We start from the raw sequence: 21,923 nt of genomic DNA, 5'->3' as shown, positions 1-21,923 counted from the left end.
AAGAAATTAGGTCAGGAAACGGTCAGCGATAAGCCTAGGGTAGCGCGTTCCCACAGCCCTGCCCGACTTCCGCTACACTTCATCATCAGGCCGAATGACACCGAATCATGAAGCCAAATCATGTGGCCAAATGCTTTTAGAAAGGTGGCTTGATCCGCAGCTGCACAGAGCGTTTCAACGCTCATACCGCAAAACCCATGCACAGCCATACGGCAGGCGGTCGATTGCGGGCGATCGCCCCTCCACCTCTCTCGATGTAGTACGCTTTTTGATGATGTCGTTCCCTTCTTGGCGTGCTGCACGACAAACCATCTCATCCTCCCACCGAAGCAATTTCGCCCCTTCACTATGGCCTGCTAGCAGGCTTGTTGTTGCTGGGCGTGGCGTTGCGCTTTTGGCATTTGGATCTCAAACCCTTGTGGATGGACGAGGTGATTACAGCCATTTTTGGCATGGGCCGCAGCTACGCCGAAGTGCCTGTGCAGCAGTTTTTTGGATTTTCAGAGCTGTCGCAGCTTTTTACCGTGCAGCCGGGACAAAGTTGTGGTGCGATCGCCCAGCGTGTGTCTGTTGATTCGGTCCATCCACCGCTCTTCTTTTGCCTGCTGTATGCATGGATGAGTTGGCTACAGCCCCTCACGTCAAACTGGGTGTGGCTGCTGCGGGCGTTTCCGGCGTTGTGCGGGGTGGGGGCGATCGCCGCCCTGTACGCCCTCAACCGCATTGCCTTTTCGCCCAGAGCTGGCTTGGTTGCCGCCGGACTCATGGCCGTATCGCCCTTTGCCGTATACCTATCCCAAGAAGCCCGTCATTACACCCTGCCCATGCTGCTCATTAGCTTGGGGCTGGTGGGCTTGGTGCTGCTTCAGCAAGATTTGCAGACGCGCCAGTTTCGAGCCTGGGCATGGATGGGCTGGATTGGCGTGAATGTGCTGGGGCTGTATGTCCACTACTTCTTTTTACTGGCGCTGGTGGCCCAAATTGCCGCTCTGGTGGGATGGCTGGGGTGGAGCCGCGATCGCTTTCGCCTGGGGTGGTTGATGCTGGGGTTGGCGATCGCCACCATCTTTTTGGCCTACCTCCCGTGGCTGCGCCTCATGCTCAGCCATGTTTCCCGCCCAGAAACCGATTGGCTCTCACTCTCGCCCGGTTTGGGGGCTCGGCTTGCGCCCATCGTTCAAGGGCTCGCCGGTTGGATTATCACCATCATTTTGCTGCCTGTGGAAGAACAGCCCCTGGCGATCGCCATTCCGTTGGGGCTGGTTATGATTGCGTTTGCAGGCTGGGTAGCATGGCTGGCCATTCGGGGGCTGCGGCGGCTCTGGTACGCCACTCATAATCCGGCGCTACCGCTGCTGTTGGGCTTCACTGCCACCCTTCTGCTAGAGTTTCTCGCCATCATTTACCTGTTGGGCAAAGACCTGACCCTAGCCCCTCGCTACAACTTTGTGTACTACCCCGGCATGTGCGCCCTGCTGGGAGCCGCCTTAACCTGGGTTCCCCATCGCAAAACCCGCGCGATAGCCCCCATCCTTCTACCCAAAAAACTGCGGTTTCCCCTCACAAAACACAACCTCTCCTTTGCCGAGCGAGTTCAGTTCACCGTCATTCTGCTGGGCCTGCTCAGCAGCATCTTTGTGGTCAACGGCTACGGCTTTTACAAAAGCTTCAACCCCGATCGGGTTGCAGCCAACCTGTTGCAAAATGCCAGTGCGCCTATTTCCTTAGCCATCAGCACCCGCTCACCCCAAGAAATTGCACTCGGCCTCAGCTTTGGCTTGGGGCTTCAGCGCGCCAAGCCATCCCATCCGGTTCAGGTTGCGTTCATTCCCCGCACCAACGCAGATTATCAAACCGTATGGGCAACCCTGGCGACCCTGCTCCAGTCCCAGCCCCGACCTCTCAACCTGTGGGTTGTGGGCAATCCTGACTTACGCCAAGCCACCTACCCATCCACCCTAACGTTGCAAAATGCCACCTGCACCGCCGATCCCAATCGGTACTATCGCACCCTTAGCGTGCCGTACCAAGGCTATCCCTGCATCAATCGCAACTAGGCTTGCGCTTGCTTAAGCCGCCGTTTGTCTGTGGCTGGCCCCATTTAGCCTGTACCGCAAAGGCTGTATAGGTGACGGGTGAATTGATTCAGCTTCTTCACAAAAAAGTTGGTGGCACGTCAAGGGGCAACTGCTATACATGCTCTAGGAACACACTGGGGGGATTCATTGAGCTGCATCGGGCTCTATCACCGTGGCGATTGTCCTCTCATTTCCAATCGCCACCAACAGGAACGGTCCCATATTCTATCCCCCCCTCTATTCGCACAGTTTTCGCCTTCATTCCTTCAACTAATTTTGTATGCCCTTCATTTACAAGCCTTGGTTTCGTGCGGCGCTGCGACTGCGTGGTTCGGTCATTCCTGCAATTCTGCCGCGTACCTTGCTGTGTGGACTGTTTGCAGAATTTATCGCTATCTTATTTCACCTGGGCTTGCCGCTTTACATTCCCACGCTGGCAACCATCATCCCCAACGTAGTGCTGGGTTTAATGCTGGTGTTTCGCACCAACACTGCCTATGAGCGCTTTTGGGAAGGCCGAAAACTGTGGGGCCATCTGGTCAATACCACGCGCAACCTGGCTCGGCAAATTTGGGTCGGCGTGGTTGAAGAGGCCCCCAGCGATCGCACCGATAAGGAGGCCGCTCTTAAGCTGCTGGTGGTATTTGCGATCGCCACCAAATGCCATCTCCGCAACGATCCCCTCGATCTAGAAGTTGCCGAACTCGCCTCTCCCAGCCGCTTGCAAAAGCTGCAAACCATGAATCACCCCGCCCTAGAAGTTGCCTTTTGGATTAGCGATTACCTCCAGCAGCAGTTTCAAACCCAGCATCTAAACGCCTACCAGCTAAATGCCATGCAAACTCTCATCAACGAGTTAGTGAATGCGCTAGGTGGCTGCGAACGGATTCTCAAAACCCCCATTCCCATGGCTTATGCCATCCACTTGCGGCAGCTATTGCTGCTGTATTGCCTCACATTACCCTTTCAGCTGGTGCAAGAGGTCAACCTATGGACTGGGCCAGTCGTCATGCTCATCAGCTTTACGTTGTTTGGAATTGAAGAGATTGGAGTTGAGATTGAAAATCCCTTTGGTCGGGATGCAAATGATTTACCGTTGGACACAATCTGCAACACAATGCTGCGAAATATTGAAGATTTGATGACACTTAATCCATCAAGCGAAACATATAATCCGCAGTCTCATCCAGCATCAATCGCTGCTGAGGAGTAATCAAGCAAACTGAAGTTTTATTTTTTGTGTTACTGATTGATTTTCATCATCATACGGATCAAAACTTAGATTAATTACTTTTCAATTTCAGATATTTTGATAACTTTTTAGGGGTCATCTGCGATCGCTTTTTGCCAATATTTTTTCCATCTCGAAGGAAGGGCTTGGCAAAAAGGAATTCAGCGACTTCAAACTAGCCTTAAATCTCATCCTTGAGGCGAGCGTCACGGCTCACGGCTGTTTGCAACACCCAAATCAACGTAGAGTGTTGAGCAGGCAAGGGACTCAGCCCCTTAGCCATGTCTTTTATCTCTCCTCGAATAAAGGGATGTGACTAAAAACATGCGTTTGTTAAGCTGTTTTGTTGTGTCTGCTACGATTTAAATCCTTCAAAGTTATTAAGAATAATTCTCAATCAAACTCTCAGAATGGCCTCGCTTGATTTGAATAATTTGCGACTGTCATTACATTGTCAAAACTAGGGGCGTACCGTAGATTGAGAGTACAGATATTTCGCCAACCTAATGGTGCTCAAAAAGACTAGAACTTTTTGAAGCGATCGTTAGACTTCAGAGGAGACCACATCATGGCTACTACCGAAACATTACTCCAGCCGTTTGGCCAAGTTGCCGATAATCCAATCGGGTTAGAAGTTAGCGTTACAACAGCAATTTGTGATGGATTTAATGTTGCTTTAGCAAGTTTTCAAGCCTTGTATTTGCAGTATCAAAAGCATCATTTTGTGGTCGAAGGCGCTGAATTTTATTCACTCCATCAATTTTTTCAAGATGGATATGACGAAGTAGAAGGTCACATCCACGAAATTGGGGAGCGCTTAAATGGACTAGGCGGTGTTCCGGCAGCTGGTTTTGCCAAGCTAGCCGAGTTGTGCTGCTTTACCCCCGAGCCTGAGGGGCGCTACTCCTGTCGCCAAATGGTGCAGCATGATTTGGAAGCAGAACAAGCCATCATTCAGGTGTTGCGGCGGCAGGCAGGACAGGCCGAAAGTTTGGGCGATCGCGCCACTCGCTACCTCTACGAGAAGATTTTGCTGGAAACAGAAGATCGCGCCTTCCACTTGGCCCACTTCTTGGCCCACGATAGTTTGACTCCAGCCTTTGCCACAGCTAACGGAAACTAAAGCAGTGCCGGAATCCTCGTAACGCCATGCTGTTGGGTCATCCTCCAAACATTGAAGGGTGCGTTCACGTTGATTTCATTCGTAGCTGGCTTTGGGGGCTGTAAAGGCCCCCCTTTGCGGCATCGCTGAAGCGGCATGACTGGAGGTGATGCCAGAAACTTGTCACAATGGAGAGGCTTTTTATTTCATTGCTCATGGTTAACGCAGCATATCTTTTGGTATCGCATGGCAGTCGAGATGCTCGTTCCCAGTCGGCAATGGCAGACCTGGCAGGACTAGTTGCTCAGCAGCTCCGGGTGACAAGCACAGTGCCTCCTTTGGTTGAGGCGGCAGTTTTAGAACTGGGAGAACACCCCCTCCATTGGCAAATTGAGCACATGGCCCAGCGGGCGATCGCCCAAGGATATGGTCGGCTGAACATTGTTCCTCTGTTTTTGCTGCCGGGAGTTCATGTGATGGAGGATATTCCCCATGAGGTGGCGATCGCAGAGCAAGCGTTAGGTTCGGCCATTGCCATCACCGTTTGTCCCTATCTTGGGAGCCATCCTCATCTGGCCAGTCTCATAGCCCTGCCCACCCAAGCTCCGCTCCATGCACAGCGCATCCTCATTTCCCACGGCAGCAAGCGCCCTCAGGGGAACCAACCTATTGAAGCAATCGCCGCGTCGCTCAATGCGATTGCGGCCTATTGGTCGGTTCCGCCGAGTTTAGAGGCCCAAGTTGCCCAAGTGGTGATGCAGGGGTGTCAACACATTGCGGTGTTGCCCTACTTTTTGTTTCCTGGTGGCATTACCGATGCGATCGCTCAACAGATTGAGGCGATCGGCCAACAATATCCCTACGTGCGCTTTTACAACTCCACGCCAATCGGCACATCCGTAGCCCTCGCCGATATGGTGTTATCTATGGCGCGATCGCCCATTCCCGATGTAGATTTTGCATATCCTTAACGCAATTTCCACATAATCAACCCTATTTCGTGATCGCTAATACTTTTTCTCGGCCTCGCTACCCAGACGATGCATACTAATGAGCACCCGGTGCCCGTTATACCGCACGCAATCTGATCCGTGCCATCAGCAAAAAGCCGGTAGGAATCGCGCCTAAACATTTGGTGCTCCGCTCGCGCTCTATGCTCAAATCGCTCTATCCACCACCGTTCCGCCTTCTTCGACCCCTTCCTTACCTCCTACGTTCCCTTCTATGCAGCAACCCATCGGCAAAGTTTATTTGGTTGGCGCTGGCCCTGGCGATCCGGGCTTATTCACCCTCAAGGGCAAAACCTTGTTGGAACATGCCGATGTCGTGATTTATGACGCGCTCGTCAGCCCACAAATTCTGGCCATGATTAGCCCAAATGCAGAGCAAATTCCCGCTGGAAAGCGGCGCGGACGGCACTCGCTTTTGCAAGAAGAAATTACTCAGTTGCTAATCGCCAAAGCACACACCCATGCCGTGGTGGTGCGGCTCAAAGGTGGCGACCCGTTTGTGTTTGGCAGAGGTGGCGAAGAAATGGAAGACCTGGTCAAATTTGGCATTCCCGTGGAGGTGGTACCGGGAATTACCTCGGGAATTGCAGCACCAGCCTATGCAGGGATTCCGCTCACCCATCGCGCCTACAGTTCGTCGGTTACGTTTGTCACCGGGCATGAGTCGGCAGGCAAGTATCGCCCGGCTGTAAACTGGAGTGCGATCGCCCAAGGTAGCGAAACCATTGTCATTTACATGGGCATCCACAATCTGCCCTATATTATTGGGCAGTTGCAATCCGCCGGACTCCCCCTCACCACTCCGATTGCGTTAGTTCGTTGGGGTACGTGCGCTCAACAAGAGGAGCTGATCGGCACCTTGCAAACGATTCAACAGCAAATTGCAGAAACCGGATTTGAAGCTCCGGCGATCGCAGTCATTGGCAATGTGGTCAATCTGCACGACACTTTAGCAGTGTGCCGTCCTACGATTTAAATCTGCCACTCAATCTGCCGCTCAAAGGGTCTAGGACTTGCACATTTGTGTTGGGGATCGGGTGAGAAACACTTGACACTCAATATAGATACACTAGGTTTGGTGGATTTGCGTCAGTCCTGGCATCATTGCGGTTTCCTAAATTGGGTAAACGTGGCGCATTTTTACAGCGGTCACAGAGCGATCGCCCAGCACAGAACGATCTGCTTTTAGAGGATGTTTTAGAAGGGTCAGTTGCGACCCGAGCCGCCCCCCACACCCCTCAAAATTAAGGGACTGTGAATGAAAAACTGGGTCGGAAGTCCTGCAGAAACAGAGAGTTGGGGGCAAATGCAGAACATTTGAAACGTTTCAAACATCCTCCTAAAGCCTCTAGCTCGCAACATTCTCCAACAATTGAAATTCAGCATTGATAAATATCTGTTTTGGATCAGCCAAAGCACTCAGTTTTGCGCGCGCCACGTATATCAAAAAAGGGCTGTTGTGAAGGTTACGCAGTGCGTAACCTTCACAACAGCCCTTCACCAAAACTGGCGTTAATGAGACCTTCTGTATACCTGACTTTTGAACCATGAATTAGTTGGGCAGCACTGCCTAACTAATTCATACAGAAGGACTATTCAGCAGCCAAGCTGCAGGGTTTATTTATTGTTAATCGAATATTAATCAGTTTAATTATTAACTTAAACTAGGTTAAGAGAAAATCTCAAATTCTGACATGCTGTAATCAGCATATTTAGAGTGAAATGCTCTTATTATTAAGATATTCATAACATTTGCGTACTATCCACATCTCTTGAGTGAATTTTGTGTCAAGAAATTGGCTCATTCCATAAAGGTTCAATCAACTATAGATAATTATGCTGACTGTTCATTAAAAAAGCTAATTTAATCTAGATTAACGGCAGATTAAATTAACTAGAGCTTCCGTCAGCATGAATCCTATTCAAAAGCTCCGTCATTTTGCATTTCAAGATAGCAGCATCGTTGCAACGCCCCTTGTAGGCAGTACCGCTGCAACAGCGATCGATGATAGCCTTGGCCAGCGCGAATTTGCCATCAAGGTAGCGCCCAAGGCAATTTTTCGATTGTTAACCTACATAGTCTGTACACTAACCGCGCTGAGCGTAGCATCCCATGTTGGGCACTACGTATTTGGCTTTGAGCTGATTGAGCTCGTCATTCTCGATTTAGAACGCAACATTCCAACGTCTTACGCTGGCTTATGCCTAGCACTCTGCGGCGTTTTGTTGGGGGTTATTGCTCTGCACAAGTCGAGTGTGCGCGATCGCTTTACCCTAGCTTGGTCTGGCTTGAGCTTCCTATTTTTTATGCTTGCGTTGGATGAAATTGTGAGCCTGCACGAGCGCACCATTCTTATCCTACGGAACATGCTCAACACGAGCGGGGTTCTCTATTTTGCCTGGGTAATTCCAGGGGTTGTATTCGTCCTTTTGTTTGCTGCTACGTACTTCAAGTTTTGGCGATCGCTCCCCAGCCGCACTCGCAACCTCTTCTTGTTCTCTGGCTTAATCTTTTTATCTGGGGCTTTGGGCATGGAAATGGTTGGCGGCTTTACCGCCACATCGATTGGCCAACTTAACTTGGTGTATGCCCTTGTAACGACAGTTGAAGAATTTTTGGAAAAGATGGGCGTTGTATTTTTTATCTATGCGCTGCTGCTCTATATAAAAACCAGCATGGGCTCTGTCAAAGTTAATTTCCTAAATGAGTGAGCGATCGCACCATGAGGCTGCTGCCACATCACTTCAAAAATCCTAGTGAAGCCAAGACTTCGGCCTGAGGCAATTGGCTTCTCAGAGATGATGAATCCGCACTGATTCCATCATCTGTAATCAATCACAAGGGGATTGCTCAAAGCGAGCGATCCCCTTATTTTGTTAGGGCTTACGCACTTCATCTGAAAAACTAGGGGGTTGAATGATTTTGGGGTGCTAAGCGCCCCAAAATCATTCAACTGCGTAAGTCCTGTTTGTTTTAACCACGACAAATCTGGATACGCGAAAGCCTCATTTTTTTTGCACGCAAAAATGAGACTTTCCTAAGGGTTGTATGCAGCACGCCCTTCAAAAAAGTCCTTAACCAAAAGAATTCCCTCTATAGATTTAGCCCCCCTGCACAAATAGTGGTTTAAAGCTTGCGATCGTGGCACGACTGAGCCGTACCACAGTTACAGCCAGGAGGCCTACTGAACGGTATACAGTTTGTAACCTGCCAAGTAAGCTATGGGGTTAGCCAAAGCCGTAGACTGTTAAGCATTGGTAAAGTTCATGCCACTGGTCTTTAGCAACCGCGCTTAGAAATCCTATGTTTCCAACTCATCGTCCTCGTCGTCTGCGTAGCCATCCTCAACTTCGCCGCATGGTACGCGAAACCACCCTCACCACCAGCGATCTGATTTATCCGCTATTTGCGGTTCCCGGCGAGAGCATTGCCAACGAAGTGCGCTCCATGCCAGGTGTTTACCAACTGTCGGTAGACAAAATCGTCGAAGAAGCCAAAGAAGTTTACGACTTGGGCATTCCCTGTATCATCCTGTTTGGCATTCCTGCCGACAAAGATACCGATGCAACAGGTGCGTGGCACGACTGCGGCATCGTGCAAAAAGCAACCCAAGCTGTAAAGGAAGCCGTTCCCGATCTCATCGTGATGGTAGATACCTGCCTGTGCGAATACACATCGCATGGTCACTGCGGCTACCTGGAAGTGGGCGATCTCACTGGACGTGTGCTGAACGACCCCACCCTAGAGCTTTTGAAGAAAACAGCCGTGTCGCAAGCCCAAGCCGGGGCTGATATCATTGCTCCTTCAGGGATGATGGATGGCTTTGTCACCGCGATTCGCCAGGGCTTAGACGAACACGGGTTTGAAGATATTCCCATCATGTCTTATGCGGCTAAGTATGCCTCGGCTTACTACGGCCCATTCCGCGATGCTGCAGAATCGACACCTCAATTTGGCGATCGCCGCACCTATCAAATGGATCCAGGCAACAGCCGCGAAGCCATTAAAGAAATTGAGCTGGATGTAGCCGAAGGAGCCGACATGCTGATGGTTAAACCGGCCCTGTCGTACATGGACATCATTTGGCAGGTAAAGCAAGCATCCAATCTGCCTGTTGCTGCCTATAACGTGTCCGGTGAGTACTCCATGGTAAAAGCCGCCGCTCTCAATGGCTGGATCGATGAAGAAAAAGTCGTTCTAGAAACGCTAACCAGCTTTAAGCGGGCTGGAGCAGACTTAATTTTGACTTACCACGCTAAAGATGCAGCCAGATGGCTACAGTCTATAAAGTAACACCGAGAAAATACGGAGATTTCTCGTCAGTACTTTAAAGCTTGTGTGAGTTTGAATGCCAATTCAGCCCACAACCGGGGCTGGTGAATCACCATATACGTAATGGTCGTGCCAGATTACGCTATTATTCCGATGGCGTAGTCTTTATGAAGGCAGTTCATACAGCCCCTGTTGAATTTACGGATATGAAGTATTCAATCACTCGCTCCGGTTTAGATTGGCTGCTATGTATTTGGGAACCTGCCCCAGTCAGCAGCATGCGTACCTCTCCGTTTCTGTACAAGGTGAAGCTGAAATTTGCCTCTGAGCTAGAAGCATTGAGCGCATTAGAACAGTACAAGCAGGTTTACCAACTGCAAGATGAGCGCGATTTGATTAGCGCTTAGGTGCTGCGAGCTTTAAGCCAAGTCAACTATAAGGCCGGGTGTGACTAAGCACACCCGGCCTTATTTTGTGGATATGTTTGGATGGAAATCTAGCGCTCGATGGGGGATGGGCGATTTTCTTCTCTGCAAGTTGTGTTGAGGAAAGGTCTTCAAAAAAAGACGGGTTCGCAACAAACTGGCGATCGCCCTTATCTAGCAGCTCTGTTTCATTGGGCTTGCTGCCCTCAGCCGTTTTGGGTCAAACGCCACCATAGCGCGCAACAATCATCGTATCCATACTGTCCTTGTTCTTAAGCCATGCCCACATTTGATCGCCAAATGAGAAGTGCCACCACTCATTGGGGTGCCGCAGAAATCCAGCCGAGGCCATGATCTGATTGAGTAACGTGCGATGGTGGTGAAACTGGGCTGCATCTGGCGCATCGGTTGCCGTAATGGCGTAGTAATCAGGATGGGAGCGCGGCGAAATTTCATCGATTTGAGACCCCATATCCACAGCCTGCCCATCGGCATTCACTAAGGTGACATCGACAGCGGCTCCAGTACTGTGGGGTGGTGGAGTGGCAGGATTGGAATTGGGCACCGCCCAAAACTGGTACACCTGCCTAAGAAATTCTTCCTTTTGCTGCTGGGTTAAGGCTTGAGGCGACAATCCTTGCGATCGCACCAGCTCGGCAAAAGCATGATTTACCATAAACTGCTGCACAGCGACCGGGCGATAGCCATCAAAAATTTGAATGCGCCAATGGGGGTACTGAGTTTGCAGTTGAGCCTGGGCATGAACGAGCCGTGCCACCACACCCTGCCGCAAATAGTAGGGCGATCGCTGACCATAGGGTGCTCCCAAATGCATGTATGGATGCGGTTGCTGAACCGCAAACTGATCAAATGGAATGGGAACTAACGGTTCATTACACTCCAGAATCGGAATTTGTTGATAAGGTTTCATATCGAAAAAATTAGCGAGATCAAAAACGATTTCCGGCTGGCAAATGGTGCTAGGTGGCGATCGCCGTTTTTCTTCATACATCGACTAAAGCCAGCGGTCGGGAGTGTTTTAGCACGCGTATCGGCCAGCATAAGAGAGCAGAAGCCTGCCAATGACCAGCCATGAGCGAGTCGTGAGCAGACTTATCACTCAGGTGGTCACCCAAGTGGGTGATAATTCAGTGAGTTTTCAGTCTCAACACGAAATATAGAAGTAAACTAAGTCTGAGCATTTAGAATGAGCGGTTTTTCTGGAAAATCTTTCGTTCTAAGTGTAGATATGGCATACCTTGTGCGCTATACCTTGCATCTTTTTTGAGCGCGCCGCAACTGTTGGGTACCGTGACTATGGTTGAGTTCCACATTCAGGCCGAAAGCGAGATTCCGGCATCTAGCCAATTGTTCAACCAGATCCGGTTTGCGATCGCCTCGCGGCAGTTTCCACCGGGGCATCGTCTACCGAGTACCCGACAGTTGGCCATGCAAACCGGGCTGCACCGCAATACCATTAGTAAAGTGTACCGCCAACTCGAAGACGCAGGATTTGTCGATGCGCGGGCTGGAGCGGGCATTTATGTGCGGGCTCAAGGTGACGAAGGTGGCAGTAGCGGCAGTCGATCTCCCATCGTCGATCAGCATCCCCAAGCGTACAAGCTGGTGCAGCGCAGTTTGGATGAACTGCTGGCCCACGGCTGCACCCTGAGTCAAGCTCGGGAACTGTTTTTGGCCGAAATTGACTGGCGGCTACGGTGCAGTGCTCGGGTGCTGGTCACCTCGCCTCGTGAAGATATTGGTGCAGGTGAGCTAATGGTGCGCGAGCTTCAGCAGGCACTGCAAATTCCGGTGCAGCTCGTTCCATTAGAAGAGTTGGCAGATGTGCTGGATCAGGCGCGGGGTGGCACGGTGGTGACCAGTCGCTACTTTGTTGGCACGGCAGAGGCGATCGCTGCACCCAAATCGGTAAGGGTTATCCCCATCGATATTTACGACTACCGCAAAGAGCTGCAGCAGCTCAAAACCATTCCCGGCCATTCCAACATTGGCTTAGTCAGCTTGAGCACCGGTATTTTGCGCGCGGCAGAAGTCATTATCCACAGTCTGCGTGGCGATGACTTGCTAGTTACCACTGCCCAAACCGAAGATGCCTTCAAGCTCAATGCCTTGGTACGGAGTTCGCAAACCATCGTCTGCTTTGATATGACGAGCTACGAAGCCGTCAAATCCGCCATTCTGCGCGTTCGCGACGATCTGATTCGGGCACCCCGCATTGTCACCTGCGAAAACTACATTGGCGACAAGTCCATTGCCTTACTCAAGCGAGAGTTGGGGTTGGAATAGCAGCAACGATTGAGAACGATTTAGGCAGTGGAGCTTAAACGGCGGCAGATGCCGGAGATGTCATTTCGGCGATCGCGCTGTCTCGATGCTTGATGAGCGTTGCCTTGGGCAAAGGGCCTCGCAAATGATCCCACGGCAATACTTGATCAACTGACCAATCGCGGTAGACATAAAAATCTAGCTCCGGCAGTTGTCCCCGCAGTTCCTTAGAGGCCCGACGGTAGCTGCCCAAACTATCGCCATAGTGGCGCACCATCTCCAGCAAATAGGACAGGCGGCGATCGCCCCGAGAAATCAGAGCTTGAATCACCGACCAGTTGAAACTTTCAGGTCGAAAGTCAACGCCAAGCGGTCGCAGTTGTTTTTGCAACTGCTTCAGCCGTTTTTCGGCATCGGGTCGTACCCCGTACCACTGAAAGGGTGTGTGAGATTTGGGGACAAAGGTACTGCATCCCAACGTAAGCCGCAGCCCAGGCGCAGCTTTTTTGAGGCAGCGCATCATCTCTACGGTGGCATCCAGGTCTTCGGGCTGCTCACCGGGAATCCCCGCCATGCCGTATAGCTTCAAGCTGCTGAGCCCACCCGCTTTGGCATAAAGTGCCGCCTGCACAATTTCCTCGGTCTCCAGCTTTTTGTTGATAATGCGACGGAGGCGATCGCTCCCACTTTCCACCGCAATGGTGATCGAGCGGGTGTCGTGCCTCACCAAAATTTGGGCCAGCTTTTCGGTCACCGTATTCGTCCGAACCGATGCCAGCGTCATGCGGACATCATCAAATTGGGGCTGACTTAAATAGTCCAGCAGGGTATCAAATTCGGGATGCTGGGTGATAGAGGCTCCGAGCAATCCCAAGCGATTGGTCACTGCTAATCCTCGCTCAATCGCGGGGATCAACGATTCCTCCATACTGGCAGTCCGAAACGGTAATGTGAGATAGCTGGCCAGGCAAAACCGACACATTTCGGGGCAGCTCCGAACCACCTCCACCATGTAAATGTTGTCCCAGGCAGCGTGCTCGGTTACCACCGTTGAGGCAGATAGCACATTGCCCCGGTAGGTTTGCTTTTCAACCTCCGCTGGGAGCGCAGCATCCTGAGGTCGAATCGTGGCGATCGCCCCATCGGGTGTGATGTACTCTACTGCGTACAAACTGGGCACATACACTCCTGGCACCTGGGCCAGGTGGCGCAGCATTTCGGCTCGGCTGGCTCCGCGCACCGCTTGATAAGCCTGCACAAACGCATCCAGCAGATGTTCGCCATCTCCTAGCAGCACCACATCAAAGAAATCGGCAAAGGGTTCGGGATTGGCAGTCAGCACGGGACCACCACCAAAGACCAGCGGATGGCGATCGCTTCGTTGCTCGGCCCGCAGCGGAATTTCTAACTGCTCCAGCAGCGCCAGCACATTGCCATAGTCCAGCTCCCATGACAGCGAAAAGCCCACCAGCTCTGGCGAAGCTGGCAATGACTCTTGCAGATTCGTAAACAGCCGACTCACCTGAATCGCAGGATTGAGCGCTAGCGTTGCCCAAACAATTTGGTAACCCAGGCTCGTAATGCCAATACTATATTCATTCGGAAAGGCAAAGATGGTGGGAATGGCGTCGGCGGTTGGTACCGCAGGCGTAAACAGTAACCGCTCTGAAGCGAAAACAGAACTCACAGATAATCCATATCCTGGCAATTTTCTTCAGCCTAGCACTTGGGCATGGGTGTTTTTGGCCTTTTGGCAGCATCCGTACCGTAATCTGGCCGGTCGGGGATGCAAATTGCCAATGGCGAACGATTGATGCCTGTCTTCTTACCTAGGGCATAGGTTTGGCGCAAGCCTATGAGCGATTGCACTTTTGTCAAGTTTACACGTCTACACAAAGGCAGAACATTGTGCTGGAATACTCGGAATTTGGACAAGCATAGCGACCGCTCTATGTCTATTTTGTTGACAAGTTTCGAAGAAAAGCCCGAAGATATGCGGATATTTTCTCAAGGCGTTCACGGATTACGCCTTTGGAAGATCAGCGCTTCTACCCTGTGGCTTCATTAGAGTTTTATGTAAACCTTAAAAAGAATAAATAAGACAGATACATCTACATCGTTGTTTATTGACGTTTAGTTGATTGATTCAGTAGTAGCAACGCATTTCAGTTGCTAGCTTGATTCGGTTCGGTTATCGCTTTTGAAATTGGTTGCATAGCAATATCCTCTCAATTCTTTTGGTACACATTCGCCGCTGAAGAGCGCACCTGTTGAACACGATTGTTGAGCGATGCCATATCTACAAACTTAGGGTTTCACACATACGAATTGCTATTGCATCGCTCACCCTAACCAGGGTTAACGGTTGTTCCGGAGTGTATTGCTCCCATCTAGATTGTTGTGATCTGGAATCAAACCACAGAATGGAACGAGGTCAGTCAATGGTTGCACCACACGACTCCTATCGGGATACATTTGTGCCCCCTACGGAGCGAGTTTGGGAACAGGCAGGGCAAGCCCATGTTCCGCCCAATCCAGCCAAAGTTGTATTGGATGAATTGCTCGAAAAGGCGATCGAATATTACCAAATTCGAGAATATAACTCTGCGCTGAGTACGTTTCAAAAAGTGCTGATTCGCTATCGCCATCTGCAAGATTTGCAGGGCGAAGGCATGACGCTCAGCGGCATTGGGTTGACTTACTATGCGTTGGCCCAATACGAGAAGTCGATTGCCTATTCGTATCAAGCCCTGGCGATCGCGCGGCAAATTTGCGATCGCAAAACAGAGCGACAAGCGCTGGGCAACCTGGGCAACGCCTATCGCCACATGCGCGATTATGACAAGGCGATTGAGTACAAGATCGAAAGTTTGCGCATTGCCGAGCAAATCCATGACCGACGGGGCGAAATTGCTGCCCTCAACAACTTGGGCATGGTATACAAAGCGACGGCCTCTTACGAGCAGGCGATCGCCTATTACGAAAGAAGCCTTGAGCTGGCCCGCGAGATTGAAGACCTGCAAGTGCAGAGCCAGGTGCTCCGCAACTTGGGGAATGCCTACCACGCCCAGGCCAACTACATCAAAACCATCGACTGCTATGAGCAACTCCTGGCCACGATGCAGCAGCTCGGCGACCAACACGCCCAAGCTCAGGTCCTCAAAAATTTGGCCAGTGCCTGCTACACCCTGGGCAACTTAAACCAGGCGATCGCCTACCACCAACAGCGGCTCGATATTGCTCACGAACTGGGCGATCGCCGCAACGAAGAACAAGCCCTGGAAAGCATGGCCGTCATTTACGATGCGCTGGGCAACTACACCAAAGCAATTGAATGCTGTGAGCGCCGCCTTAGCGTGGCCCGCACCATGGAAGACGAGCGGCTAGAACAGCAGGCAGTCGATAGCCTCAGAACTCTGTACTATTCCCTAGGCGATTATGCCAAAGTCAGCCAGTTCTAAGCGCTCATATTCACCACTTCAAGCTCTCTCAACCCTTCACACCAAAACGGACGATGCAAAACGATACAGTTCCATTTTGGTGTTTTGAGCTATCGAATTGGTGGAACACCAAAGCACATCGCAGTCTCGTGGAGTCCCTACTGAGCTAGGGCTAAATGTTCGAACTGAGTTCACGAAACCTATCCCTTCAGTTTGCTTGCAGAGATAAACAAAAACAATGGAATGCGTAAACGCCGTTCGTACTCCTCCTCACTCAAAAAATTGTCTTTATTCGGGCACGATTCCCGTATGCGCTCTATTGCAAATCCAGCATTCGTGAACAAGTCAAAATATTCTTCTAGCGTGTGGTGGTATTTTGTCACTTCACAACCAAGCCACCTGTGCACTCTTGCCCCTGGCTTAAAGTAGTCATCGACTAGCCAGGCCGTGCGCCGGCCTTCTGCCAGACTTGCAAAGTTCGATGTAATGACAGGATGCTCGACTGACACAATTACCCGTCCACCCGGACGGAGCGCTTTATACATTTCCTGAACCACAGGAGTCAGGTTTTCAATGTAATTTAACCTGAGTTTTGGATAAGCTGAAGTGCCTATTTTTGCGTGCGCGATGCGCACGCAAAAATAGGCTTTTCTGAGGGTTGCGCGACGCGCAACCCTCAGAAAAGCTCTTAACCGAAACTGACGTTAATTTAGGGCAAGCCGTGAAGATACCAAATCAGCCTGTTCACTCTGGGCTTGCCATGCTTCTATCCTTTCGTGAACAACTTCTCCAGGTGTGTTTGCCAGTACTTGGCGGGCCATGTCAACCATGGTCTGGGAAGCTTCGAGACCTCGGTATGAGCGGGCACCTTGAAATAGGGCTTCTTGGCCAAACGAAGCATCTCCACACCCTAAATCAATCATGTCTAAATTCGCTAACTGACCCGCAAGTTCCAAAAACAGCGGACGTTCTAATGCATCGTTTGGGTTATCAGGTCGCCTACGATGGGCAAAATAGTTTGCTCTGACATCCAGATTGTCGTAAAACTCTTGATTCTCAGACATCTCACTCAAACCTACCGAAACAATGGACTTCTTGCATCAATGCACTTTTGAAGGGGTGAATCGTTGTGCGGCAGTGCCACACAACGATTCACGCAAGAGGTCTAATGGTGCGTTAGGCGTATGAGGCGTGAGGGTTTGGGCAGCATGGCGATCGCAGCTTACAAATCGGTGATCATAATTGGCGTGCCCTGATGCTGTTGAGGAGCTTCCGCATCTTCTAGCGAAATGGCGACTTTATCGACTAAATCGACCGTGCGAAACACCGGCGGCACCAATATTCGATAGTCAATATTGCCCTCGGCATCCACCTCAAATGTTCCGGTTAGGATCGCCCCCTTGTCATCTGTCGTAAAGGGCGTGCCTTGCTGCGGCAGCGTCCAAATGGCATAGACCTTGCCCGGTGGTGGTGGAGGCAAATTTGCCACCGCCAAACTGGCTTGCAGTGTATTGGGATCAACCGTAATGGTTACGCTCGCATTTTGGGCATTGACCAAGCTTTGCAGCGAATAGGTCAGCGTTTCGTACTGTTGCTGCCGTTCTTCCAGAACCTTTACCGTTTGCCACAGGCGCAAATTGTTCACACCCAAGACCGCAATCAGCCCAGCCGCCGCTACGCCTAGCCAACGATTCCACTGCACGGTGCGCGATCGCAACGGCATGGTGTTCGTTGCAGATGGGTTTGCAGCAGGAGTTGCAGCAGAAGTTGTGGACACGTCCTGAGTTGCCGCTTGCACAATGGCCATGCGCAAGTGCGCAGGCGGTTCTACAGGTGTGGGGTTGTAGCTTAGCTCTAGAGCCTGCTGAACCTGGGCCACCTCATGGGCGATCGCCGGATCAGTCGTCAACAACTGCTCAAATGCATTTGCCTCGTCGGGTTCTAGATCGCCCAGCACATAGCCCGCGATCAACTCTTGAATCTGTTCTGATGGCATGGATGGAGCCATAGTGCCTTTAACCGATGTAATCTGTGAGGGTTTGGCGCAGCTTGAGCAATCCCCGACGGGCTCTGGCCTTGACTGTTCCTAGCGGAATGTTGAGCCGCTCTGCAATTTGAGACTGACTTAATCCATCGTAGTAAGCCATCCTCAAAATCGTTTGTTGCTCATCCGAGAGTTCGGCAAGTGCAGCCTGAACTTCCTGAGCTTGCTCGCGCTGAGCAATGAAATCAAAGGGCAAGTTGGGGGTTTCGGTTGCCCCACTGCCGGGTTGCCACTTCCTCAACACGTTGGTAGCGGTTGTGCGCGATCGCACCCGATCGATTGCCCGAGATCGCGTTAGCGTTGCCAAGTAAGTTCGCAACGACCCCCGCTTTGGGTCAAACGACGAACGCACCAAATTGAGAAAAATATCCTGGGTTAAGTCTTCAGCCTCTTGTTGAGTGCCCAATACTCGCAGCGCAAGGCCATACACCAAGCTGGCATGACGATCGTAGAGAATTCCAAGTGCTTCAGGCTGGTTCGCTTTTAGTCGAAAATAAAGGTCTGCATCGCTTAGGTCAGGTAGGGGCGCTGGAATGTTACCCGGGGACTCAATCGACATGATGCAGAAGGTAAAAGATTTCGATCGGCGATCGCTTACAAACTGGCATTCATCCACAGGGGACAGAGAACTTGCAAAGACGATTGCACTGTCCCTCATCTTACTACTCTTCGATTAATGTCAGTTCGGCAAGGGCTTTTCTGAGGGCTGCACTGCTTACCCTTCAGTAAAGCCTTCCTTTTTGCGGATGCGGTGCATCCGCAAAAAGGAAGGCATTGGCCCATTCAGAACGAACGTTTGATTCGAGTTCTTATAATTCATCTGATGAAACCGTTGCAAAAACCTGTGCAATGGGCGCATTGCAGCCACAAAATTCTGCAACAGCATGTTCTTGGAAAAGCTTATAAAAGTTGAAGGAGTCGTTTGCGCTGTACTTCCAGGCATAGCAGCCAAAAAAAGGCCACGAAGTACAACGCTTAAACCTTAACTTCATGCTTGCAATGCGCACGAGCGATCGCGCATTAATACGGGGCTAACACACCGCGCAGTTCCCCAGCGCGATTGCGCGTGGTGTGAATATCGAGATAGAGCATGCCATTATTCAGGGCTTGCACTTGCTCATCGGTCAGACGATATTCGCCAGAAAATCGGCCTTTGTTGCCACTGTCATCGAGGTTAACGGTCAGGGCATACTGGAAGGGGCCATTGGCAGAAGGCTCGCCACGGTGAATGTGGACTCCAGAGGTAATGTTGGGATTTGGCGGATCGACGGGATCTACCGTGTAGTCGCGCAGGGCGCTCGACAGGTTGCGAAAATCGCCACGCACAACCAGCATATCGCCAGCCAACACGGCTCCAGCCGTACCAAAAGCATCGGTCGAGGGTTCCGTCGGCACAACGTTATCCTTGCTCAGGATGGCAATGTAGCGCATCATGCCAGATTCTATGGCACCCTGCGCCATCAGTACCGATTTGGCTTGCCTCAGGTCGGCTTGGGCGTATTGCTCTACGGTGGTCAATGCAGAAGTTGGCTGAACCGCCGGAGCCGAAAAAACGACAACCAGCAGGCAGGTGAAACAGCCAACAAGAACGTTTATTAGATTGCGTCGCTTACTCATGGGTAAATGTGAATAGGGTGATGTGGCTCAATAGACACGGGAATAAATGACCTTGCGCAACCAGAGGCGATCGCACAAGGTCGTGACTGCTTGAATAAAGTCATTAGTGATACGACACAGGTGCCGAGTTGGATGCACCAACTCGATTTTTTTCCAACGTCAGTTTCGGTTAAGGGCTTTTCTAAGGTTTGCGCGGTTTTGTGTGCGCGACGCGCACACAAAAATGGGCACTTCAGCTTATCCAAAACTCATGTTTTTCCAGCATTGATCACCAAACCAAGGCTAGACTTAGGTTGCAGGCTGAACCACATCAGCGATGTTGTCTGTACAAAAGCTGTCTCAAGACCTCAAATGACCCTCACCTCCTCACAAACCTGGGAGTGAAAGGAACGTGTCTTTTGCTGAAGTTTTAAGGATGGGTTTGTGCGGTAATGGCGGGCGGTTTTCTTCCCTCTACGCCAACCATTGCGTTTGCCACAATAAGAATATTGATTGAGAGGACACCCGATGGCTACAAACGCGCTAGAAGGACTGTACGGCTGGTATCGCAACACAATTCGCAATCCAAAGTATCGCTGGTGGATTATTGCAGGAACGTTGGCATACATCCTCATGCCGTTCGATTTTCTGCCAGATTTTATCCCTGTGGTGGGTCAGCTTGATGATGCTTTAGTCATCACGCTTCTGTTCACAGAGCTATCTCAATTGTTAATTCAGCGCGTAAGTGAGCAAAGAACAAAGTCGGGTGAACAATCGGTAGACGCTGTTGAAGACAGTCAGCCCGTGGATGTCAAAGCTGTTTCCATTGACTAGTTCTATGCAGTAGTGTTTGCGTAGTTTTATGAGTCTTGAGAGTGTTCACTGAACGCTCTTTTTTTGTTTTTTTTTAACGTCAGTTTTGTTTATTGAGTACAAAAAGCCATAGTTAGAGCGATCGCAAAAATTGAATTAGGGCTGCGCGATCGCTTTGAGACATCGTGCGGAACTGTTCCTTGGCGGCTTCGGCTTCGCCCCCGTGCCATAGAATAGCTTCTTCGAGCGTGCGGGCGCGGCCATCGTGCAAAAAGCCAGAATAGGGTAGCACCGTTTGGGTTAAGCCAATTCCCCACAGGGGCGGAGTGCGCCATTCGGTACCTGTGGCACGAAAGTCGGGACGTTGATCGGCCAAGCCAGTACCCATATCGTGCAACAGCAGATCGGTGTAAGGATGAATGGTTTGTTGAGCCAGCGCCGCAATGGGATGGTTTCCCGTTTGCAAGGTTGGAATGTGGCAGGACGCGCAGGTATTGGCAAACAGTCGTTCGCCCTGCTGCACTTGCGAATTATCGAGCAGGGTACGGGCTGGAACCCCCAACGTTTGCACATAGACAGTTGCCGCTGTGAGTTCGCGATCGCTCACTTCCACACTGCCATCCGGTTCGGGAAACAGAGGGTTGGTCACCCCCATATCGTTGACATAGGCAGCGGCATTTTGCTGCAGTAGCGTAGGATTGTTGGCCTTCCAGCCAAAGCGACCCAGCACCTCAGCCTGTTTCTCCACATCCCACACATAGTTCGGCTTACCAGAAATGCCGTTCCCATCGCGATCGTCGGGATCTGCCAGTTGCAAAATATCGGCTTCTGGCACCGCTTCTAGTAAACCCAGGCCAAACACAGGCGCAGGAATTCGAGGGGAGGTCATGACGCTGCTGGAAAGGGGTTGGCCGTTGCGCTGGCGAATCGCAATTTGGGGCGATCGCAACGAAAATGAGGTGCCGTCTCCATAAATTCCCGTGTGAGTCCGCCAGCTTATGTGAACCTGGGCCTCTGGCTCAAAGCCATACACCGCATGCTCTTGCACTTGAGTGCCAATTCCTGGAACCGAGGTTGCATCGCCCAAGCTCACCGCTGCTTCTGGGTGGTAGTGCTCGCGCAGTACCAGGGGTTCGGCAGCAGGCGGAGAATCTGGCATCTGAGCCTGGCTCACACGCACCAACAGTTGCCCTTTTGTCGGCATCCCGCGCCCATCTTTGATATGGCATCCCGTGCAAGAGGCATTGTTAAATAACGGCCCCAAGCCGGGATTTACAGGCGCAGGCGGCGTTACAAACACCGAATCAAACACGCGATCGCCTTCTAAATGCAGCGCCAGGGTATCGGCATCCAAGTTGGGTGCGGGCTGACTATAGGCGGTAGAGGTACGGTTGCGAATGGTTGTATCGCCACCAGCTAACGGTACAGTCTGCGATCGCACCGGCGTATGTAACCCCAGAGAGAGCCAAATACCAGCCAAAGCGGCGATGGCTCCCAACACCCAAACTTGATGGCGTTTGCGCCGAATAAGACTCATACTCAACCTTTTTCCCAATAGCACAGCAAATCGGTGGGAGCGAGGGTTGGATTTTCCGTGCGCTGCACACCCAAAAAATCCAACCCTG

The 21,923-nt window shown here is 51.2% G+C and carries 20 protein-coding genes; 11 read left to right on the top strand and 9 right to left on the bottom strand.

Annotated features, from left to right (window positions below; all coding sequences use genetic code 11):
• Window positions 1-11: 11 nt before the first annotated feature.
• The gene (locus ACQ4M4_RS15510) at window positions 12-317 is read right to left on the bottom strand and encodes a hypothetical protein (RefSeq protein ID WP_430685342.1); all 306 of its coding nucleotides are present in this window, start codon (window positions 315-317) and stop codon (window positions 12-14) included.
• On the opposite strand from ACQ4M4_RS15510, the gene ACQ4M4_RS15505 reads away from it, so the two are divergent.
• The 8 genes from ACQ4M4_RS15505 (at window position 294) to ACQ4M4_RS15470 (ending at window position 10,101) form a co-directional block, all read left to right on the top strand.
• Window positions 294-2,057, top strand: a complete 1,764-nt coding sequence (locus tag ACQ4M4_RS15505; RefSeq protein ID WP_430685341.1) for a glycosyltransferase family 39 protein — start codon at window positions 294-296, stop codon at window positions 2,055-2,057. The genes ACQ4M4_RS15510 and ACQ4M4_RS15505 overlap by 24 nt on opposite strands.
• A gap of 301 nt (window positions 2,058-2,358) precedes the next feature.
• The gene (locus tag ACQ4M4_RS15500) at window positions 2,359-3,291 is read left to right on the top strand and encodes a bestrophin family protein (RefSeq protein WP_430685340.1); all 933 of its coding nucleotides are present in this window, start codon (window positions 2,359-2,361) and stop codon (window positions 3,289-3,291) included.
• Window positions 3,292-3,877: 586 nt separating this feature from the next.
• Window positions 3,878-4,432 (top strand): Dps family protein, encoded by a 555-nt coding sequence (locus ACQ4M4_RS15495; protein ID WP_430685339.1) that lies wholly within the window; start codon window positions 3,878-3,880, stop codon window positions 4,430-4,432.
• A gap of 194 nt (window positions 4,433-4,626) precedes the next feature.
• Entirely contained in the window at window positions 4,627-5,382 is a 756-nt protein-coding gene (locus ACQ4M4_RS15490; RefSeq protein ID WP_430685338.1) for a sirohydrochlorin chelatase, read from the top strand.
• A gap of 253 nt (window positions 5,383-5,635) precedes the next feature.
• Complete coding sequence (gene cobA, locus ACQ4M4_RS15485) at window positions 5,636-6,397, top strand: uroporphyrinogen-III C-methyltransferase (RefSeq protein ID WP_430685337.1); 762 nt, start codon at window positions 5,636-5,638, stop codon at window positions 6,395-6,397.
• Window positions 6,398-7,332: 935 nt separating this feature from the next.
• Window positions 7,333-8,133 carry a hypothetical protein gene (locus tag ACQ4M4_RS15480; protein WP_430685336.1) on the top strand — a complete coding sequence of 267 codons (801 nt, stop codon included), beginning with the start codon at window positions 7,333-7,335 and terminating at the stop codon, window positions 8,131-8,133.
• Window positions 8,134-8,725: 592 nt separating this feature from the next.
• Complete coding sequence (gene hemB, locus ACQ4M4_RS15475) at window positions 8,726-9,715, top strand: porphobilinogen synthase (protein ID WP_430685335.1); 990 nt, start codon at window positions 8,726-8,728, stop codon at window positions 9,713-9,715.
• 185 nt (window positions 9,716-9,900) lie between these two features.
• Window positions 9,901-10,101: a hypothetical protein gene (locus tag ACQ4M4_RS15470; protein WP_430685334.1), complete on the top strand. Its 201-nt coding sequence runs from the start codon at window positions 9,901-9,903 to the stop codon at window positions 10,099-10,101.
• 238 nt (window positions 10,102-10,339) lie between these two features.
• Here ACQ4M4_RS15470 and ACQ4M4_RS15465 read toward each other — a convergent pair whose 3' ends face one another.
• Complete coding sequence (locus tag ACQ4M4_RS15465) at window positions 10,340-11,131, bottom strand: M15 family metallopeptidase (RefSeq protein ID WP_430685333.1); 792 nt, start codon at window positions 11,129-11,131, stop codon at window positions 10,340-10,342.
• Between the two features lie 305 nt (window positions 11,132-11,436).
• Here ACQ4M4_RS15465 and ACQ4M4_RS15460 point away from each other — a divergent pair, with 305 nt between their 5' ends.
• Window positions 11,437-12,426 (top strand): GntR family transcriptional regulator, encoded by a 990-nt coding sequence (locus ACQ4M4_RS15460; RefSeq protein ID WP_430685332.1) that lies wholly within the window; start codon window positions 11,437-11,439, stop codon window positions 12,424-12,426.
• Window positions 12,427-12,460: 34 nt separating this feature from the next.
• On the opposite strand, the gene ACQ4M4_RS15455 is transcribed toward ACQ4M4_RS15460, so the two are convergent.
• Window positions 12,461-14,092 carry a B12-binding domain-containing radical SAM protein gene (locus ACQ4M4_RS15455; protein ID WP_430685331.1) on the bottom strand — a complete coding sequence of 544 codons (1,632 nt, stop codon included), beginning with the start codon at window positions 14,090-14,092 and terminating at the stop codon, window positions 12,461-12,463.
• Between the two features lie 754 nt (window positions 14,093-14,846).
• On the opposite strand from ACQ4M4_RS15455, the gene ACQ4M4_RS15450 reads away from it, so the two are divergent.
• Window positions 14,847-15,866, top strand: a complete 1,020-nt coding sequence (locus ACQ4M4_RS15450) for a tetratricopeptide repeat protein (RefSeq protein ID WP_430685330.1) — start codon at window positions 14,847-14,849, stop codon at window positions 15,864-15,866.
• A gap of 179 nt (window positions 15,867-16,045) precedes the next feature.
• On the opposite strand, the gene ACQ4M4_RS15445 is transcribed toward ACQ4M4_RS15450, so the two are convergent.
• From ACQ4M4_RS15445 to ACQ4M4_RS15425, 5 genes are all read right to left on the bottom strand, one after another.
• A complete protein-coding gene (locus tag ACQ4M4_RS15445) occupies window positions 16,046-16,390 on the bottom strand; it encodes a hypothetical protein (RefSeq protein WP_430685329.1) in 345 nt (114 codons plus the stop codon).
• Between the two features lie 159 nt (window positions 16,391-16,549).
• A complete protein-coding gene (locus ACQ4M4_RS15440) occupies window positions 16,550-16,909 on the bottom strand; it encodes a methyltransferase domain-containing protein (protein ID WP_430685328.1) in 360 nt (119 codons plus the stop codon).
• Between the two features lie 158 nt (window positions 16,910-17,067).
• Window positions 17,068-17,841, bottom strand: coding sequence for an anti-sigma factor (locus ACQ4M4_RS15435; protein ID WP_430685327.1), 774 nt, complete (start codon window positions 17,839-17,841; stop codon window positions 17,068-17,070).
• Between the two features lie 19 nt (window positions 17,842-17,860).
• Window positions 17,861-18,448 carry a sigma-70 family RNA polymerase sigma factor gene (locus ACQ4M4_RS15430; RefSeq protein WP_430685326.1) on the bottom strand — a complete coding sequence of 196 codons (588 nt, stop codon included), beginning with the start codon at window positions 18,446-18,448 and terminating at the stop codon, window positions 17,861-17,863.
• A 461-nt stretch (window positions 18,449-18,909) separates the two neighbouring features.
• Window positions 18,910-19,506, bottom strand: coding sequence for a CHRD domain-containing protein (locus ACQ4M4_RS15425; protein ID WP_430685325.1), 597 nt, complete (start codon window positions 19,504-19,506; stop codon window positions 18,910-18,912).
• Between the two features lie 507 nt (window positions 19,507-20,013).
• On the opposite strand from ACQ4M4_RS15425, the gene ACQ4M4_RS15420 reads away from it, so the two are divergent.
• A complete protein-coding gene (locus ACQ4M4_RS15420) occupies window positions 20,014-20,319 on the top strand; it encodes a YkvA family protein (RefSeq protein ID WP_430685324.1) in 306 nt (101 codons plus the stop codon).
• Window positions 20,320-20,431: 112 nt separating this feature from the next.
• On the opposite strand, the gene ACQ4M4_RS15415 is transcribed toward ACQ4M4_RS15420, so the two are convergent.
• The gene (locus tag ACQ4M4_RS15415) at window positions 20,432-21,835 is read right to left on the bottom strand and encodes a di-heme oxidoredictase family protein (protein ID WP_430685323.1); all 1,404 of its coding nucleotides are present in this window, start codon (window positions 21,833-21,835) and stop codon (window positions 20,432-20,434) included.
• Between the last annotated feature and the right edge of the window lie 88 nt (window positions 21,836-21,923).

Origin of the sequence: Leptolyngbya sp. AN02str, assembly GCF_050565595.1 — a bacterium.
Classification (GTDB): domain Bacteria; phylum Cyanobacteriota; class Cyanobacteriia; order Elainellales; family Elainellaceae; genus Kaiparowitsia.
This window is presented reverse-complemented; position numbering and strand designations above follow the sequence as displayed.

Excerpts from the sequence above, each read along its gene's own strand:
- ACQ4M4_RS15430 (WP_430685326.1), bottom strand. The coding sequence starts at position 18,448 with ATGTCGATTGAGTCCCCGGGTAACATTCCAGCGCCCCTACCTGACCTA.
- ACQ4M4_RS15440 (WP_430685328.1), bottom strand. The coding sequence starts at position 16,909 with ATGTCTGAGAATCAAGAGTTTTACGACAATCTGGATGTCAGAGCAAAC.
- ACQ4M4_RS15490 (WP_430685338.1), top strand. The coding sequence starts at position 4,627 with ATGGTTAACGCAGCATATCTTTTGGTATCGCATGGCAGTCGAGATGCT.
- ACQ4M4_RS15495 (WP_430685339.1), top strand. The coding sequence starts at position 3,878 with ATGGCTACTACCGAAACATTACTCCAGCCGTTTGGCCAAGTTGCCGAT.
- ACQ4M4_RS15470 (WP_430685334.1), top strand. The coding sequence starts at position 9,901 with ATGAAGTATTCAATCACTCGCTCCGGTTTAGATTGGCTGCTATGTATT.
- ACQ4M4_RS15445 (WP_430685329.1), bottom strand. The coding sequence starts at position 16,390 with ATGTATAAAGCGCTCCGTCCGGGTGGACGGGTAATTGTGTCAGTCGAG.
- ACQ4M4_RS15425 (WP_430685325.1), bottom strand. The coding sequence starts at position 19,506 with ATGAGTAAGCGACGCAATCTAATAAACGTTCTTGTTGGCTGTTTCACC.
- ACQ4M4_RS15465 (WP_430685333.1), bottom strand. The coding sequence starts at position 11,131 with ATGTATGAAGAAAAACGGCGATCGCCACCTAGCACCATTTGCCAGCCG.
- ACQ4M4_RS15450 (WP_430685330.1), top strand. The coding sequence starts at position 14,847 with ATGGTTGCACCACACGACTCCTATCGGGATACATTTGTGCCCCCTACG.
- cobA (WP_430685337.1), top strand. The coding sequence starts at position 5,636 with ATGCAGCAACCCATCGGCAAAGTTTATTTGGTTGGCGCTGGCCCTGGC.
- ACQ4M4_RS15420 (WP_430685324.1), top strand. The coding sequence starts at position 20,014 with ATGGCTACAAACGCGCTAGAAGGACTGTACGGCTGGTATCGCAACACA.
- ACQ4M4_RS15480 (WP_430685336.1), top strand. The coding sequence starts at position 7,333 with ATGAATCCTATTCAAAAGCTCCGTCATTTTGCATTTCAAGATAGCAGC.
- ACQ4M4_RS15415 (WP_430685323.1), bottom strand. The coding sequence starts at position 21,835 with ATGAGTCTTATTCGGCGCAAACGCCATCAAGTTTGGGTGTTGGGAGCC.
- ACQ4M4_RS15500 (WP_430685340.1), top strand. The coding sequence starts at position 2,359 with ATGCCCTTCATTTACAAGCCTTGGTTTCGTGCGGCGCTGCGACTGCGT.
- ACQ4M4_RS15510 (WP_430685342.1), bottom strand. The coding sequence starts at position 317 with ATGAGATGGTTTGTCGTGCAGCACGCCAAGAAGGGAACGACATCATCA.
- ACQ4M4_RS15460 (WP_430685332.1), top strand. The coding sequence starts at position 11,437 with ATGGTTGAGTTCCACATTCAGGCCGAAAGCGAGATTCCGGCATCTAGC.
- ACQ4M4_RS15435 (WP_430685327.1), bottom strand. The coding sequence starts at position 17,841 with ATGCCATCAGAACAGATTCAAGAGTTGATCGCGGGCTATGTGCTGGGC.
- hemB (WP_430685335.1), top strand. The coding sequence starts at position 8,726 with ATGTTTCCAACTCATCGTCCTCGTCGTCTGCGTAGCCATCCTCAACTT.